Genomic DNA, 16,541 nt, shown 5'->3' with positions numbered 1-16,541 from the left:
AGCTGGCTCCTACAGGGTATGTGGCGTATCGAGAATCTGTAGGAGCTGGCTTGCCAGCGAAGAGGCCAGCGCCTACAAGGTGTGTGGCGACGTGGATCAGCCGCGGGCTTTTGCGATCAGCTCGATGTAGTCCGGTGCGTTGCGCTGATCCTGGATCAGGTCAACGAAGGTCTTGCCGTGTTCATCCTTGCCATCCACGTCGTAGCCGGCTTCGACGAAGAACGTCAGGAAACGCTCGAAGTCGTCGATGCGCAGGCCACGGTAGGCCTTGACCAGTTTGTGCAGGGACGGAGAAGTCGCGTCGACCGGCTCGAAATCGAGGAACAACTTGATCTGCTCATCGCCGATCTCGTCACCAATCACTTGTTTTTTATCTTTACGCATTGCCGACTCCAGCTCGCAGACATTTCACGGGGCGGGCAGTTTACCCCTGCGCGGGCCCGGCGCTCAACGCGCACGCGTGTTGGCGGTGTGCAAATCGGCCCAGACATGGCCGTTGGCGTAGCTGAGGAACTGGCAATACACCGTGTCGTTACGCAACAGGTCGATGACCACACGGTATTGCGCCAACGGGTAATACAGGGTCAGTGTCTTGCTGGGCACGTCAAAAACCGGCTTCTTCAGGCTTTTGCTCTCGCCGTCGAAGTTGACCAGCACCTGGTTGATCGTCGCGCCTTTGTTCAGGGATTTGCCCTTGAGGCGAATCATCAATGGCGACGTGACCGGAATCGGTTGTTGATTGGATTGACGCTGGCTGCCAACCACCACCGAATACTCGGTGACTTGCAGCAATTGCTGCTGCTCGGGCTCGCTGTCACGCAGGGTCAAATCATCGGGTGGCAGGTATTGCGCATGCATCGGTGCCGGCGCGGCAGCCAAAGGCAGGCTGAGGGTCAGCAACAGGGCGGCGCAGCAGCGGATAAAAGGGCTCATGACAGGTTCCGGATCGGGTGTAGGAGCGGGCTTGCCCGCGAAGAGGGAGTGTCAGCCAACATCAATGCAACTGACACACCGCTTTCGCGGGCAAGCCCGCTCCGACAGAAGTAATCAATCAATCGAACTGCGCGAGCATCCAGGCTTGATATTCGGCCACACCCGGCTCGCCTTCGCGCGGTGCCCAGTGCGCCAGTTCACCTTCACCGACCGGACGGTAAGGGCCGGCCTTGCACTCAAACATCAGGCTGTCAGCTTCGAGCACCACCAACCCATGGAACACACCCGTTGGCAGGTCCACGCCCACACAGTCGCCACCCGCCTGCAGCACAGTCTTGCTCAGCACCGTACCGTTCTCATCAAAGATCAACACACCCAGCCGTCCCTTGAGGACCAGCAAGGTTTCCGCCTTGTTGTCGCCCAGATGCCGGTGCGGCGGAATGTACGTGGACGGCTGCAACCCCACCGCCATGCGATGGCAAGCGTCTTCCATCTGGTGGAAGTTGTGATGCTGGCGCCCACGCGGATTGGCCGCGGCTTTCCCGGCCAGCTCGGCGAACAAGGTCTGATCCAGAAAGCGCGGTGTGTCCATGTCTTACATTCCTTTAACGGCGAAAATTCCGTTGGCGTTACGCCAGTAGCCCTTGTAGTCCATGCCGTAGCCGAAGATGTAACGATCGATACACGGCAGACCGACGAAATCGGCTTTCAGGTCCGGACGGGCCTTGCGGTCGTGGTCTTTGTCGATCAACACGGCGGTGTGCACTTTACGGGCGCCAGCGTGCTTGCAGAAGTCGATGATCGCACCCAGGGTGTGACCTTCGTCGAGGATATCGTCGATGATCAGCACATCACGGTCGATGAAGGACACTTCCGGCTTGGCTTTCCAGAACAGATCGCCGCCGCTGGTTTCGTTGCGATAGCGGGTGGCGTGCAGGTAGGACGCTTCCAGCGGGAAATGCAGATGCGTCAACAGCTTGCCGGAGAAGATCAGCCCGCCGTTCATCACGCAGAACACCACCGGGTTGCTGTCGGCCATTTGTTCGTTGATTTGTGCACCGACGCGGGCGATGGCCGCCTCGACTTCAGCTTCGGTGTACAGGCAGTCAGCCTCTCGCATGACTTGACGGATATGCTCGAGATCAGCGGACATGGCGCTCTCCTGGGGGGTGGTAACGGGGGGACTAAGTGAGGAAAAGCGGGCAAAGGTACGCATCAAGCGAGGCCAGATCAAGCCTTTGTGGACTAACGTACTGTATGTCTATAGGACAACACCCTCGGATAGATTAATCTAGGCCGGTTTTTTTGCCCGCTGCCGGAGCCATCCCCCATGCCCATCCATGAGATCCGCCACCCGCTGATCCGTCATAAACTTGGCCTTATGCGCCGTGCAGACATTAGCACCAAGAATTTCCGCGAGCTCGCTCAGGAAGTCGGTGCCCTGTTGACCTATGAAGCCACCAAAGACCTGCCGCTGGAAGCCTACGATATCGAAGGCTGGTGCGGCACGGTGTCGGTCGAGAAAATCGCCGGCAAGAAAATCACCGTGGTGCCAATCCTGCGCGCTGGCATCGGCATGCTCGAAGGCGTGCTCAGCCTGATTCCGGGCGCCAAGGTCAGCGCCGTGGGCGTGGCCCGTAACGAGGAAACCCTCGAAGCCCACACCTACCTCGAGAAATTGGTGCCGGAAATCGACGAACGGCTGGCCATGATCATCGACCCGATGCTCGCCACTGGCGGCTCGATGGTTGCCACCATCGATCTGCTGAAAAAAGCCGGCTGCAAGGACATCCGCGCGATGGTGCTGGTTGCTGCCCCCGAGGGCATCGCCGCCGTAGAGAAAGCTCACCCGGACGTGATCATCTACACCGCTTCCATTGATCAGAAACTGAACGAACACGGTTACATCATCCCAGGGCTGGGCGATGCCGGTGACAAGATCTTCGGCACCAAGCAGAAGGACGCGTGACCATGCAGGATGAGTTCAACGATCCGCTCTGGCGCACGGTGCTGTCGGGTGCACAGATGCTGTTCGTGGCCTTCGGCGCCCTGGTGTTGATGCCGCTGATTACCGGTCTCGACCCGAACGTGGCGCTGTTCACGGCCGGCCTGGGGACGATCCTGTTCCAGATCGTCACCGGGCGTCAGGTGCCGGTGTTCCTGGCATCGAGTTTTGCGTTCATTACCCCGATCATTCTCGCCAAGGGTCAGTTTGGCCTTGCCGCGACCATGGGCGGCGTGATGGCGGCCGGTTTCGTCTATACCTTCCTCGGCCTCGCGGTGAAGATCAAAGGCACCGGATTTATCGACCGCCTGCTGCCGCCCGTGGTGATCGGGCCGGTGATCATTTCGATCGGCCTGGCCATGGCGCCGATTGCCGCCAACATGGCAATGGGCAAGGCTGGCGATGGCAGCGAGCTGATTCATTACCAGACGGCGATGATGATCTCGATGCCGGCGCTGCTGACCACCCTGATCGTTGCGGTGTTCGGCAAGGGCATTTTCCGCCTGGTGCCGATCATTTCCGGCGTGTTGGTCGGTTTCGGCATGGCGTTCTACTTCGGCGTGGTCGATACCGCGAAGATTGCGGCGGCCCCGTGGTTCGCGATCCCACACTTCACCGCACCGGAGTTCAACTGGCAGGCGATCCTGTTCATCGTCCCGGTGGCTTTGGCGCCTGCCATTGAACACATCGGCGGCGTGATTGCCGTGGGTAGCGTGACTGGTCGCGATTACCTGAAGAAGCCCGGCCTGCACCGCACCTTGCTCGGCGACGGCATTGCCACCACGGCGGCCGGTCTGTTCGGCGGTCCACCCAACACCACCTACGCTGAAGTGACGGGCGCGGTGATGCTGACCAAGAACTACAACCCGAAAATCATGACCTGGGCGGCGATATTTGCCATCAGCCTGGCGTTCATCGGCAAGTTCGGCGCCCTTCTGCAAAGCATTCCGGTACCGGTGATGGGCGGGATCCTGTGCCTGTTGTTCGGTTCGATTGCGGCGGTGGGGATGAACACGCTGATCCGCCACAGGATCGATCTGGGCGAGGCGCGCAATCTGGTGATCGTCTCGGTGACCCTGGTGTTCGGCATCGGCGGCGTGCTGATCGGCACCGGCACCGGACCGGATGATTTCGGCCTCAAGGGCATCGCGCTGTGCGCGGTGGTGGCGATTGGCTTGAACCTGATCCTGCCGGGCAATGACAGCTGGAAGCACAAGAAGGCGGATGAACCGCTGATCTAGGTTCTGGATCTTTTTCGCGGCTGAAGACGCCTTCGCCGGCAAGCCGGCTCCTACAGCTGGATGCAAAACCTGTAGGAGCCGGCTTGCCGGCGAAGCTTTAAAGCGCCAACGGCGCCCTTTCGCACAACGCACTCAACGCCTGCGCCCAATGCGGGTCATCGTTGAGGCACGGCACCAGCACCAACTCCTCGCCCCCCGCCTCGCGGAACTGTTCCTTGCCGCGATCGCCGATTTCTTCCAGGGTCTCGATGCAATCGGCGACAAACGCCGGGCACATCACCAGCACCTTTTTCACACCGCTTTTGGCCAACTCATCGAGGCGTGCTTCGGTGTAGGGTTCGATCCATTTGGCGCGCCCCAGACGTGACTGGAAGGACACCGACCATTTATCGTCCGGCAAGCCCATGCGTTTAGCGAACTGCGCTGCCGTTCGCAGGCACTGGCCGCGATAGCAGGTGGCGACCACTTCCGGCGGTGCCCCGGCGCAGCAATCGCCGCCGCCTTCGAAACAGTGCCCTGGGTTGAGCTTCTTCAGATGCCGTTCCGGCAATCCGTGAAAGCTCATCAGCAAGTGATCGAAGTCCTGCTGCAAATGCGGCCGGGTCGTGGCCACCAGCGCATCGAGGTATTCCGGTTGGTCGTAGAACGGCTGCAGGACCGACAGTTGCACGTCGAGCTTTTTCTCGCGCTTCACGCGCTTGGCTTCTTCAATGACCGTGGTCGTGGTGCTGTCGGCAAACTGTGGATACAGCGGCGCCAACGTAATCCGCTTGTGCCCTGCTGCGACCATGCGCACCAGTGTCGCCTCGATCGACGGCTCGCCGTAGCGCATCGCCAGTTCGACCGGGCCGTGTTGCCATTGACGGGTCATCGCTTGTTGCAGGCGACGGCTGAGCACCACCAGCGGCGAGCCCTCGTCCCACCAGATCGAGGCATAGGCGTGGGCCGACTGCTCGGGACGCTTGATCAGGATCAGCGACACCAGCAAGCGCCGCACCGGCCACGGCAGGTCGATCACGTATGGGTCCATCAGAAATTGATTGAGGTAGCTGCGCACATCCGCCACCGAGGTGGAGGCAGGTGAGCCCAGATTGACCAGAAGCAACGCGTGATCGGTCATGCAACGTCCTATTTCAAAGGCGGCCGGACAGTTCGTCCAGGGCCGCACGCAAATCCGTGAACTTAAAAAAGAAACCCGCCTGCACCAGGCGCACCGGCGTCGCTTTTTGGCCGCCGAGTAACAGCAAGGACAGTTCGCCCAGCCCCACCCTCAGTGCAAAGGCCGGCATCGGCATGAACGTCGGGCGATGCAGCACGCTGCCCAGCGTCTTGGCAAACTCGCGGTTGCGCACTGGCTTGGGCGCGCAGGCATTATAGGGACCGCTGGCTTCATTGCGATGCAGAAGAAAATCAATCAGGGCGATTTGATCGTCGATATGAATCCACGGCATCCACTGCCGGCCATTGCCGATCGGACCTCCCAGCCCCAGTTTGAAGGGCAGTAACAGCCGCGACAAAAAGCCGCCTTCGGCGGACAGCACCAACCCGGTTCGAATGAGCACGACGCGAATGCCCAGCGCCTGTGCCCGTTGCGCGGTCTCCTCCCAGGCGATGCATAACTGGCTGGCAAAGTCTTCGCTGACCGGCCCCGAGTCCTCGGTCAGCTCACGCTCGCCACCGTCGCCGTACCAGCCGACAGCCGAGCCGGAAATCAGGACCTGGGGTTTCTGTTCACGAGACTCGAGCCACGCCAGCAAGGTTTCGGTCAGCGTGATTCGGCTGCTCCATAACAATGCTTTGCGTTTGTGCGTCCAGGGTCGGTCGGCAATTGGCGCGCCGGCCAGATTGATGATTGCCTCGACCGGTTCCTGCCCGAGGTCCTCCAGCCGGGCAATTCCACGCACTGGGGCACCACATATTTTCGCGACCTTTTCTGGCCGACGACTCCAGACGGTCAGGCGATGTCCCTGCCCCGACCAGTGCCGACAGAGCTGACGTCCTATCAAACCAGTACCGCCGGTCAGCAATATGTGCATGAGGTGTTCCTCGCGTGGCGTTTTACCCTGTCCACTAGTCTATTTTTATAAGCAGGGATCTTTGGTATCGAGCGGGCTCTAAGGTTAACAATAGGCCAAGCTGTCAGAACGAGAACGCTAAAAGTTATACCAAAAAACAATATTGTACAGGTTTAAACCCCAGCGTAGTCTGTACAGAAAGGTAAACGAGGCCCCTATGACTGTACCTATCGCAATCATTGGCACCGGCATTGCCGGACTCTCCGCCGCCCAGGCCCTGACCGACCTCGGGCACGTGGTTCAACTTTTCGATAAAAGCCGTGGCAGCGGCGGACGCATGTCGAGCAAGCGCAGCGATGCGGGGGCGCTGGACATGGGTGCGCAATACTTCACGGCACGCGACCGCCGCTTTGTGACGCAGGTCCAGCGCTGGCAAGCCAACGGCTGGGTCGCCGAATGGACGCCGCAGCTGTACACCTACCATGGCGGCCAGCTCAACCTGTCGCCGGACGAGCAGACCCGCTGGGTCGGCACGCCCCGCATGAGCGCCATCACCCGCGCCCTGCTCGGTGACCTCGAAGTGCATTTCGCCTGCCGGATCACCGAGGTCTATCGCGGTGAACAACACTGGCACCTGCAAGACGCCGAAGGCTTCACGCACGGCCCGTTCAGCCACGTCATCATCGCCACCCCGGCCCCGCAGGCCACAGCGCTGCTGGCCTCCGCGCCGAAACTCGCCAGTGCCGCCGCCGGGGTGAAAATGGACCCGACCTGGGCCATTGCGCTGGCCTTCGAAACGCCGCTGGAAACGCCCATGGAAGGCTGCTTCGTGCAGGACAGCCCACTCGACTGGCTGGCCCGCAACCGCAGCAAACCCGGACGCGACAACACCCTCGATACCTGGGTGCTGCACGCCACCAGCGCCTGGAGCCGGCAACACATCGACCTGCCCAAGGAAGCCGTGATTGAACAGCTGCATGGCGCCTTTGCCGAGCTGCTGCACGATTTCATGCCGGCACCGAGTTTCAGCCTCGCCCACCGCTGGCTCTACGCCCGCCCCTCCAGCAGTCACGAATGGGGCACCCTGGCCGATGCCGACCTGGGGTTGTACGCGTGCGGCGACTGGTGCCTGTCCGGACGCGTCGAAGGCGCCTGGCTCAGCGGCCAGGAAGCCGCCCGCCGCTTGCATGAACACCTGCAATAACGGGAAACGCACTCAGTCAATCGCTGCTGTCGCAAGGACAGCAGCCCCCAAGAAACTTATACATAATAATTGACTTGTACAACTTTGAATCTATGATGAAAGTACCTTATACAGACGCACACGTTTGTACAGGTTCAGATTCGAGGTGCTCCAATGTCCCACGCCCCCACCAAACCGAAAATCGCCATCAGCGCCTGCCTGCTGGGCCATGACGTGCGCTACGACGGCGGGCACAAGGAATCGCGGCTGTGCAGCCGCACCCTCGCGGACTACTTCGATTTCGTCCCGGTCTGCCCGGAAGTGGCCATCGGCCTCGGCATTCCCCGGCAGCCGATCCGCCTGGTCGGCAATGCGGAAAAACCGCAGGCGCTCGGCACCCGCGATCTAACCCTGGATGTTACCCAGCCGCTTGCTGCGTACGGACAAAAGATGGCCGCCGAGCTGGGCGATATCTGCGGCTATATCTTCATGCACAAATCCCCGTCCTGTGGCCTGGAGCGGGTCAAGGTCTATCACGCCAACGGCGCGCCGATAGACGCGGGTGGCCGCGGAATCTATGCACAGGCGTTCTGCCTGCAACAACCGGACTTGCCGGTAGAAGAAGACGGACGGCTCAATGATCCGGTGCTGCGCGAGAACTTCCTCACCCGTGTATTTGCCTACAGTGCCTGGCAACAATTACGACACACCGGCCTGACCCGCCGCAGCCTCACCGACTTTCACTCGCGCTACAAATACCTGCTGATGGCGCACAACCCCGTGCAATACAAAACCCTGGGCCATTTGCTGGGCAACATGGCCCATACCGACCCGCAGGAGATTGGCCCGCGCTATTTCAGCGAGCTGATGGCCACCCTGAAAAAATGCGCCACCCGCCGCACCCATAGCAACGTGCTGCAACACCTCTGCGGCTACCTGAAGCAGGCCATCAGTCACGAAGACAAACAGGAAGTGCAACAAGTGATCAGTCAGTATCGCTTGGGCATTGTGCCGTTGGTGGTACCGCTGACACTGCTCAAGCACCACTTCCGCCAGCACCCTGACCCCTACATTGCGCAGCAGGTCTACCTGCAACCGCACCCGGAAAACCTCAGTTTGCGAAACGCCCTCTGATGAAACAAACCCTCGACACCAGCGCCCGTGAAGACCTCGGCGACGACTTTGAAAAGGCCTTGGACGATGGCTGGCTGCCGATCCGCGAAGTGGCGCGGCAGACCGGCGTCAATGCCGTGACCTTGCGCGCCTGGGAGCGACGCTACGGCCTGATCGTGCCGCACCGCACGCCCAAGGGGCATCGGCTGTTCTCGACCGATCATGTCCAACGCATCCAGGCCATCCTCACCTGGCTCAACCGCGGCGTCGCGGTCAGCCAGGTCAAGCAATTGCTCGACACGCCGCAAACCTTCAGCGAGTCCGTTGACAACGATTGGCACACCTTGCTGCAAACCTTGTTGAACGCCGTCAGCGGATTGCAGGAGCGAGCCCTGGACGATGGTGTCAACCAGGCCATGGCGTTGTATCCGCCGCGAACCCTGTGCGAGCAATTGCTGATGCCCTTGCTGGCAGCCCTGGAGCAACGCTGGCAAGGCCAGTTCGGGGCGCAGATGGAGCGAAGCTTTTTTTGTGCCTGGCTGCGCAGCAAGTTCGGTGCGCGCATCTACCATAACAATCGTCAGTTGCGCACTGCGCCGCTGCTGCTGGTCAACCATTCGGACCTGCCCATGGAACCGCACCTGTGGCTTACAGCCTGGTTGATCAGCAGCAGCGATTGCCCGGTGGAGGTGTTCGACGGGCCGTTGCCTGTCGGCGAACTGGCCTTGGCGGTCGATCTGCTGAAACCCCGTGGCGTCCTTCTGTATTCCAGCAAGGCCATGCACATCACACAGCTGCCGAAACTATTGAAAAACGTCAGTTGCCCAAAAATAATCGCCGGACCAACGGTATGCATCCACCACGCCGAATTGTCCGTAAGTACTACCGAGATCGCTGATTTGTACCTGGCCGAAGATCCGTTGTCGGCACATCAGGCACTCGTTCAGCGAGGGCTGATTTAAATGAATCGCGTGGATACCTCAATGCAACCACTGCAATTGGTCTGGCTGCGCAGCGACTTGCGCGTGCATGACAACACCGCCCTCTCGGCAGCTGCCGCTCGCGGCCCCTGCGTGGCGGTGTATTTGCTGAGCCCACGACAATGGCTGGAACACGACGATGCACCCTGCAAGGTCGACTTCTGGCTGCGCAACTTGCGTGAGTTGAGCCGCGAACTGGCTCAACTGAACATTCCCCTGCTGATCCGCCAGGCACCGCGCTGGGACGATGCGCCAGCCGTATTGCTGAATCTGTGCCGGGAATGGCAGGTCGACGCGCTGTACCTCAACGAAGAGTACGGCGTCCATGAAGTACGCCGCGATGCCGCCGTCGCCCGGACGCTGAGGGCCGAAGGCATCGAAGTGCGCCGCTACCTCGATCAGTTGCTGTTCAAGCCCGGCAGCGTGCTGACCCAGTCCGGCACTTACTTTCAGGTCTTCAGCCAGTTCCGCAAAGTCTGCTACGAGCGCCTGCATCACGCCCTGCCCGGCCTGGTCCGTGCGCCACTCAAACAAGCACCGCTGAACATATCCAGCGATCCGGTCCCGTCGGCTGTCAACGGTTTCGCCACGCCCGCTGACAGCCTGCGCAACCTGTGGGCTGCGGGCGAAGTCGAAGCCCGGCGTCGCCTCGACAGCTTTGCCGATGCGCAGATCGAGCATTATCAAAACGAACGCGACTTCCCGGCGAAACCCGGCACCAGTCAGCTTTCGGCCTATCTCGCCGCCGGTGTTATCTCCCCCCGCCAATGCCTGCTCGCGGCCTTGCACAGCAATCAGGGTGAATTCGAAAGCGGCAAGCCCGGCGCCGTTACCTGGATCAACGAACTGCTGTGGCGCGAATTCTACAAACACATCCTGGTGGGCTACCCACGGGTTTCCCGACACCACGCGTTTCGTCCGGAAACCGAAGCGTTGGCCTGGCGCAACGCCCCCGACGAACTGGCCGCCTGGCAACAGGGGCGCACGGGTTTGCCGATCATCGACGCCGCCATGCGCCAGCTGCTGGCCACGGGCTGGATGCACAACCGCCTGCGCATGGTGGTGGCGATGTTCCTGACCAAAAACCTGCTGATCGATTGGCGCGAAGGCGAGCGCTTTTTCATGCGCCACCTCATCGACGGCGACCTGGCGGCGAACAATGGTGGCTGGCAGTGGAGCGCCTCCACCGGTACCGATTCGGCACCGTACTTCCGGATTTTCAACCCGTTGAGCCAGTCGGAAAAATTCGACCCCGAAGGCCTGTTCATCAAACACTGGCTGCCGGAACTCGCCGGGCTGAATAAAAAAGAAGTGCACAACCCGGCCAACCTTGGTGGTTTGTTCGGTGCCGTGGATTACCCCTCACCCATCGTCGACCTGAGTGCTTCGCGTACACGCGCCTTGAGCGCGTTCAAGAACCTGCCATCGCGGCTACTCTTCGCCGAGTTGACCGGGGGTGCCCATGAGTAGTTTCCTGCGGCAGTTTGTCGAGCAGTTCACGGCGCTCGACAAAGACAATCTGCACCATTTGGCAGACCTCTATACCCACGACGTGCACTTCACCGATCCCTTGCACGACGTGCGCGGAATTGAGCATTTACACGGCTACTTCGCCGGGCTCTACGCCAACGTCAGCGAACTGCACTTCGACGTCCACGGGTTCGACCAAATCAGCGAGGGCGAAGGTTATCTGCGCTGGGACATGCGTTATCGCCATCCGCGCCTGGCCGGCGGACAACCGATCCAGGTCGCCGGTTGCTCACACCTGCTTTGGCGCGACAAGGTTTACCGCCACCGGGATTACTTCGATGCCGCAGCCCTGCTTTATGAACATTTACCCGTATTGGGCCGGACCATTGCCTGGCTGAAAAGGAGATTGGGATGAGTCGTACACTCTCACGACGATACTGGTTGACCGGCGCCAGCAGCGGCATCGGTGCGGCCCTGGCCGAAGAAATCCTGAAAACCGGTGCTCACCTGGCCGTCAGTTCACGCTCGGTGGCGCCACTGAAAGTCTTCTCGCAACGCTATCCGGGGCAAGTGCTGGTGGTGCCCGGTGACCTGACCAATAGCCAGACCGTGCGCGAGATTGGTGAGCACATCGCCGAGGAGTGGGGCTCGCTGGACACGGTGATCCTCAATGCCGGCACTTGCGAATACGTGGATTCCAAGCAGTTCGATGCCTCGATCATCGAGCACGTCGTGCGCACCAACCTGCTGGCCAGCAGCTATTGCATCGAAGCAGCCTTGCCCTTGCTGCGAGCCGGCACCGCGCCGCATCTGGTGGGCATGGCCAGCGCAGTAACGTACCTGCCGCTGCCCCGGGCAGAAGCCTACGGTGCCTCGAAGGCCGGGCTGCGTTATCTGTTCGAATCCCTGCGCATCGACCTGGCCCCTGAAGGCATAGAAGTCACGGTGATCAGCCCCGGGTTTGTCAACACTCCGCTGACGGAGAAAAACGATTTCCCCATGCCCCTCAGCTGGCCGGTGGAGAAGGCTGCGCGGCACATTTTCGCCAAGTTCAGGGACCGGCCACTGGAGATCGCCTTTCCGGCCGCCTTCATGTCGATTCTCTGGCCGCTGTCCAGGTTGCCGGCGCGGGTGCAGCTGGAGATTGGCAAGCGCATGGTGCGTAGCCAGCCGCCGATCAAGGATCAACCGTGAAAATCGCCATCATCGGCAGTGGTATCTCGGGGCTGACCTGCGCTTATCTACTCAATCGCAGCCACGAGATCACCCTGTTCGAGGCCAGTGACTGGATCGGCGGTCACACCCATACGGTGGATGTGACCATCGCCGGTCAGCAGCATGGGCTGGACACCGGTTTCATTGTGTTCAACGACTGGACCTACCCGAACTTCATAAAGTTACTGGGGCGGTTAGGCGTGGGTTTCAAGGCCACCGAAATGAGCTTCTCGGTGAGCGATCCGGACTCGGGTCTCGAGTACAACGGCAATAACCTCAACAGCCTTTTCGCCCAGCGCCGCAACCTGTTGTCGCCAGGTTTCTGGGGCATGCTTCGAGACATCTTGCGTTTCAATGAAAACGCGCAACGCGACTTGGCCGAAGGGCGGATCGCCGCCGAGACCACGCTGGATGATTACTTGAAGGCCGGCGGTTACGGCGAGCGTTTCATCCTGCATTACATCGTGCCGATGGGCGCGGCGATCTGGTCGATGTCCATGGCGGACATGTTGGGTTTTCCGCTGCTGGCGTTCGTGCGGTTCTTCAAGAACCACGGGCTACTGTCGGTCAGCGATCATGCGCAATGGCAAGTGATCGAGGGCGGCTCGAGTGCCTACATTGCACCGCTGACGGCCTCGTTTCGCGACAGAATCCGTCTCGGCTGCCCGGTCTCGCGGGTCGAGCGCAGCCAGGACGGCGTGGTTATCCACAGCCCTGCCGGCCATGAAACGTTCGACAAGGTGGTGTTCGCCTGTCACAGCGACCAGGCATTGCGCCTGCTGGCCGCGCCGAGTGAAGCCGAGCGCTCGATCCTCGGTGCCCTGCCCTATGCCGACAACGAAGTGGTGTTGCACACCGATACCCGCCTGCTGCCACAACGCCCACTCGCCTGGGCCAGCTGGAATTACCGCCTCGGCGGCCCCGGCGACACCCGGGCGACGGTCACGTACAACATGAACATCCTGCAAGGCCTGCGCAGCGACACCACGTTTTGCGTCAGCCTCAATCAAAGCGCCGGCATCAACCCGCTCAATGTGCTCGCCAAATACAATTACGCGCATCCGCAGTACAGTCTTGCGGCGGTGGCCGCACAGGGGCGCTGGGAGGAATTGAACGGCGCTCATCACACCTGGTATTGCGGCGCCTACTGGGCCAACGGTTTTCATGAAGACGGCGTGGTCAGCGCCTTGCGCGTCGCCCGCTCGTTGGGAGAGCGGTTGTGAACAGCGCCCTCTACAGCGGCTGGGTCGCCCATCGGCGATTTGCCCCGCGGCGCCATGATTTCCGTTACCGGATCGGTCTTCTGTACCTGGATCTCGATGAACAGGACGCCGTGCTCGGCTTGTCGCCGCTGGCCGGGCACAGCCGCCTTGCGCCGTTTTCCTTTCGTGAAACCGATTACCTCAAGGTCTTTACCGGCCGCGGCATGCGCCTGGCCGATGCGCTGCGACATCTGGTCGAGCAGGCCACAGGTCATGCGCCGCAGGGTGCGATCTTTCTGCTGACCCAGCCAAGCAGTTTTGGACTGTCATTCAACCCGGCCAGTTTTTTCTATTGTCACGAAGCCGACGGGCAACTGGCAGCGATTGTCTGTGAAGTCAGCAACACCCCATGGCGCGAGCACTATCACTACGTGTTGCCCACCCGGCCTGTGCAGGCCACCGGCGATGCCCACCAGCATTTCGCCGTGGCCAAGGCCTTCCATGTCTCGCCGTTCCTGCCACGGGAGATCGAATACCGCATGACGTTCAGCCCGGTGGGCAGACGTTTGGGCGTGCACCTGGCCGACTGGCAAGGCGACCTGAAGCTGTTCGACGCCACGCTCAACCTGCAACGCGAAACCCTCGATCGCGCGAGCCTGCACCGCTACCTGTGGCGTTTTCCGTGGATGACCGGGAAAACCTGCCTGACGATCTATTGGCAAGCGCTGTGCCTGTTGCTCAAGCGCATGCCGTTGTTTGTCCATCAGGTTGCCGATGGCAGCGCCCGAACCGCCACCGCTGTGCCCAAGGATAGCCGCCATGAAAGCCACTAGCGTATCGCTCAGGCCAGCCCTGTTGAACACCCACGCCCTGAGCGGCTCGTTACTGCGTCGCGGGGTCCTGCGCCAATTGGCCCAACTCAAACACGGCCAACTGGTGCTCATTGAGGACGGCGAACGACAGCTTTTCGGGGCTGCCGGCAGTCCATTGCTGGGGGAAATTCATGTCCTCGACGCCGCTGCCTGGGGATTGGTGGCGAGCAACGGTTCGATTGGTGCCGGCGAAGCGTTCATTCATGGCTACTGGACCTCGCCCGACCTGACGGCCGTGGTCCGGGTGTTCGTCAGCAACCTCGAGGTGCTCGATGCGCTGGAGGGCGGCCTGGCCCGACTCGGCCGGCCGCTGGTCCAAGCGCTGCATTGGCTCAACCGCAACACCCGCAAGGGCTCGCAGAAAAACATCGCCGCCCACTATGACCTGGGCAACGACCTGTTCGAACAATTCCTGGACCCGACGATGATGTATTCGGCCGCGCAGTTCCTGAACGCCGATGACAGCCTGGAACAGGCACAGTTGAACAAACTGGAACGGATCTGCCAGAAACTCGCGCTGAAACCGACTGACCATCTGCTGGAAATCGGCACCGGCTGGGGCAGCATGGCCTTATACGCTGCACAGCATTACGGCTGTCAGGTCACCACCACTACGCTGTCCAAGGAACAATTCGCCTTTGCCGCGCGCCGGATCATCGACCTCGGCCTGCAAGGCCAGGTCACGCTGTTGCTCAAGGATTATCGCGACCTCACCGGCCAATACGACAAACTGGTGTCGATCGAGATGATCGAAGCCGTCGGCCACCGCTACCTGCCGACTTACTTCAAGCAGTGCGCGCACCTGCTCAAGAACAATGGCTTGATGCTGTTGCAGGCGATCACCATCCGCGAACAGCGCTATGAACAGGCCAAGGGCAGCGTCGATTTCATCCAGCGCTATATTTTTCCCGGCGGTGCCTTGCCCTGCGTGCAGAAAATGCTGGAGATCGTCAGCCGCGATACCGACATGAACCTGCTGCACATGGAAGACTTCGGCCTGCACTACGCCCGCACGCTACGGCTTTGGCACGAGAACTTTCGCCGCGCCCACGGCCGCTTGAGCGAGCTTGGCTACGACGACGGCTTCCTGCGGTTGTGGGAGTTCTACCTGTGCTACTGCGAAGGCGGCTTTCTTGAACGCACCATCGGCACGGCGCAGTTGCTGCTGGCCAAGCCGTCAGCGATCACCGCGCCACTACTGGGGCGCTTCGATGCCTGAGCGTCCGTCTGACCTTTCACATCGCATCCGTTGACTGCCGTACACTGCGCGACATGAAAACCATCCCCCACACGCAGATTACCGAACCCGCGGTCACCTGCTCGACCTGCGCAGCCTGCTGCTGTCAGCTCGAAGTCTTGCTGATCACCGACACGGGTGTGCCTGAACGGTTCATCGACACCGATGACTGGGGCGGGGAAGTCATGCTGCGCCTGGATGACGGCTGGTGCGCCGCGCTGGATCGCAACACGATGATGTGCACCATCTACGAAAAACGCCCGCTGATCTGCCGGGAGTTCGAGATGGGCGCACCGGAGTGCATCGAGGAACGCCAAGGTATTTCGACGGCGTATCGCTGAGCTGGAAAACAACGCCCTCCCTGTAGGAGCAAGCTTGCTCGCGATGATGTATCAGTCAACGGCAATGTTGAATCTGAAACCGCTATCGCGAGCAAGCTTGCGCCTACAAGAAGGTGACCAGGGTGCTTACAACGGCATCGTGTAATGCAGTGCGTAACTTTCTACACCGTCGTTGTTGCTGTTGAGCCCGGCATTGGAGTAGTGCGTGGCACGGACCCCGATTTCATGCCCGCCAGCGAAGCGCAAGCCAAAGCCGAAGCGGTCTTCGAATTGAAAGGCCTGACCAATGCTGTTGTCTTCAAGATGGGTCTGAGAGAACAACGCCACACCGATACCCGCTTCAACGTAAGGCTTGACGTTCTGCCCGGCGAATTCGTAAACGAATACCGGAGAGAAAGACAGGCTGCCGGCGCTGGATGTCTTGTCACCTTCCCAGTAGGTGTAGGCGCCGCTCCAGTAGCCGGTCACACGACCGACGTCGCTCTGCCACCAGCTTTGGTCCCAATCGAATTGCATGCCCAATCGGTAGGTCATGGTCGAATCGCTGGTCTGTCCCACCGCGAACTCCACACCCGCTGCCTGCGCGGTAAAACTGTGCCCCATCAGTGCGGCCGCAATCGCGGCCAAGCAGAATAGTCGCTTCACTAGAAACTTCCTTTTCCGAACGATTTTGTATGGTTTTTTTGCTACCCGGCCCCGCAAAACTATAGAAGCTCACGATTAATCAGAAGTTC

The 16,541-nt window shown here is 60.6% G+C and carries 19 protein-coding genes; 12 read left to right on the top strand and 7 right to left on the bottom strand.

Translation table 11 applies throughout. The features are described from left to right. Positions 1-96: 96 nt before the first annotated feature. The 4 genes from J1D76_RS11260 to J1D76_RS11245 all read right to left on the bottom strand — a co-directional run bounded on the left by J1D76_RS11260 (position 97) and on the right by J1D76_RS11245 (position 2,086). Positions 97-384 carry a PA4642 family protein gene (locus J1D76_RS11260; protein ID WP_421138396.1) on the bottom strand — a complete coding sequence of 96 codons (288 nt, stop codon included), beginning with the start codon at positions 382-384 and terminating at the stop codon, positions 97-99. A 63-nt stretch (positions 385-447) separates the two neighbouring features. Beyond that, a complete protein-coding gene (locus J1D76_RS11255; protein WP_421138395.1) occupies positions 448-933 on the bottom strand; it encodes a hypothetical protein in 486 nt (161 codons plus the stop codon). 118 nt (positions 934-1,051) lie between these two features. Further along, positions 1,052-1,525, bottom strand: coding sequence for a WbuC family cupin fold metalloprotein (locus J1D76_RS11250; RefSeq protein WP_421138394.1), 474 nt, complete (start codon positions 1,523-1,525; stop codon positions 1,052-1,054). A gap of 3 nt (positions 1,526-1,528) precedes the next feature. Continuing rightward, a complete protein-coding gene (locus tag J1D76_RS11245) occupies positions 1,529-2,086 on the bottom strand; it encodes a hypoxanthine-guanine phosphoribosyltransferase (protein ID WP_421138393.1) in 558 nt (185 codons plus the stop codon). Between the two features lie 177 nt (positions 2,087-2,263). Between J1D76_RS11245 and upp the strand changes: the two genes are divergently transcribed. Beyond that, the gene (gene upp / locus J1D76_RS11240; protein ID WP_007997094.1) at positions 2,264-2,902 is read left to right on the top strand and encodes a uracil phosphoribosyltransferase; all 639 of its coding nucleotides are present in this window, start codon (positions 2,264-2,266) and stop codon (positions 2,900-2,902) included. Positions 2,903-2,904: 2 nt separating this feature from the next. Beyond that, positions 2,905-4,179 carry a uracil-xanthine permease family protein gene (locus J1D76_RS11235; protein ID WP_421138392.1) on the top strand — a complete coding sequence of 425 codons (1,275 nt, stop codon included), beginning with the start codon at positions 2,905-2,907 and terminating at the stop codon, positions 4,177-4,179. A gap of 97 nt (positions 4,180-4,276) precedes the next feature. Here the strand turns inward: J1D76_RS11235 and hemH are convergent, their stop codons facing one another. Continuing rightward, positions 4,277-5,299 (bottom strand): ferrochelatase, encoded by a 1,023-nt coding sequence (hemH, locus tag J1D76_RS11230; protein WP_421138391.1) that lies wholly within the window; start codon positions 5,297-5,299, stop codon positions 4,277-4,279. Between the two features lie 13 nt (positions 5,300-5,312). After that, positions 5,313-6,215, bottom strand: coding sequence for a TIGR01777 family oxidoreductase (locus tag J1D76_RS11225; protein ID WP_421138390.1), 903 nt, complete (start codon positions 6,213-6,215; stop codon positions 5,313-5,315). A gap of 196 nt (positions 6,216-6,411) precedes the next feature. Between J1D76_RS11225 and J1D76_RS11220 the strand changes: the two genes are divergently transcribed. The 10 genes from J1D76_RS11220 to J1D76_RS11175 all read left to right on the top strand — a co-directional run bounded on the left by J1D76_RS11220 (position 6,412) and on the right by J1D76_RS11175 (position 15,807). Then, complete coding sequence (locus J1D76_RS11220; RefSeq protein WP_421138389.1) at positions 6,412-7,398, top strand: NAD(P)/FAD-dependent oxidoreductase; 987 nt, start codon at positions 6,412-6,414, stop codon at positions 7,396-7,398. A 153-nt stretch (positions 7,399-7,551) separates the two neighbouring features. Continuing rightward, positions 7,552-8,511, top strand: coding sequence for a YbgA family protein (locus J1D76_RS11215; RefSeq protein ID WP_421138388.1), 960 nt, complete (start codon positions 7,552-7,554; stop codon positions 8,509-8,511). Further along, positions 8,511-9,452, top strand: a complete 942-nt coding sequence (locus J1D76_RS11210; protein ID WP_421138387.1) for a MerR family transcriptional regulator — start codon at positions 8,511-8,513, stop codon at positions 9,450-9,452. Before J1D76_RS11215 ends, J1D76_RS11210 begins: the two co-directional genes overlap by 1 nt. A 30-nt stretch (positions 9,453-9,482) precedes the next feature. Beyond that, on the top strand, positions 9,483-10,940 hold the full coding sequence (phrB, locus tag J1D76_RS11205; protein WP_421138508.1) for a deoxyribodipyrimidine photo-lyase: 1,458 nt from the start codon (positions 9,483-9,485) through the stop codon (positions 10,938-10,940). Beyond that, positions 10,933-11,355: a nuclear transport factor 2 family protein gene (locus J1D76_RS11200; protein ID WP_421138386.1), complete on the top strand. Its 423-nt coding sequence runs from the start codon at positions 10,933-10,935 to the stop codon at positions 11,353-11,355. Before phrB ends, J1D76_RS11200 begins: the two co-directional genes overlap by 8 nt. After that, positions 11,352-12,134, top strand: a complete 783-nt coding sequence (locus J1D76_RS11195) for an SDR family NAD(P)-dependent oxidoreductase (protein ID WP_421138385.1) — start codon at positions 11,352-11,354, stop codon at positions 12,132-12,134. Before J1D76_RS11200 ends, J1D76_RS11195 begins: the two co-directional genes overlap by 4 nt. Continuing rightward, complete coding sequence (locus J1D76_RS11190; protein WP_421138384.1) at positions 12,131-13,378, top strand: NAD(P)/FAD-dependent oxidoreductase; 1,248 nt, start codon at positions 12,131-12,133, stop codon at positions 13,376-13,378. Before J1D76_RS11195 ends, J1D76_RS11190 begins: the two co-directional genes overlap by 4 nt. Next, complete coding sequence (locus tag J1D76_RS11185; RefSeq protein ID WP_421138383.1) at positions 13,375-14,190, top strand: DUF1365 domain-containing protein; 816 nt, start codon at positions 13,375-13,377, stop codon at positions 14,188-14,190. The genes J1D76_RS11190 and J1D76_RS11185 overlap by 4 nt, the downstream gene beginning before the upstream one ends. Further along, positions 14,177-15,448 (top strand): class I SAM-dependent methyltransferase, encoded by a 1,272-nt coding sequence (locus J1D76_RS11180; RefSeq protein ID WP_421138382.1) that lies wholly within the window; start codon positions 14,177-14,179, stop codon positions 15,446-15,448. Before J1D76_RS11185 ends, J1D76_RS11180 begins: the two co-directional genes overlap by 14 nt. A gap of 53 nt (positions 15,449-15,501) precedes the next feature. After that, complete coding sequence (locus tag J1D76_RS11175) at positions 15,502-15,807, top strand: YkgJ family cysteine cluster protein (protein WP_421138381.1); 306 nt, start codon at positions 15,502-15,504, stop codon at positions 15,805-15,807. A 126-nt stretch (positions 15,808-15,933) separates the two neighbouring features. On the opposite strand, the gene J1D76_RS11170 is transcribed toward J1D76_RS11175, so the two are convergent. Then, positions 15,934-16,452, bottom strand: a complete 519-nt coding sequence (locus tag J1D76_RS11170; RefSeq protein ID WP_421138380.1) for an acyloxyacyl hydrolase — start codon at positions 16,450-16,452, stop codon at positions 15,934-15,936. Positions 16,453-16,541 lie beyond the last annotated feature (89 nt).

This window comes from Pseudomonas sp. NFX15, assembly GCF_049132105.1.
Classification (GTDB): domain Bacteria; phylum Pseudomonadota; class Gammaproteobacteria; order Pseudomonadales; family Pseudomonadaceae; genus Aquipseudomonas.
Note: the sequence above shows the minus strand (reverse complement) of the source record. Positions and strands in the feature narration are given on the sequence as shown.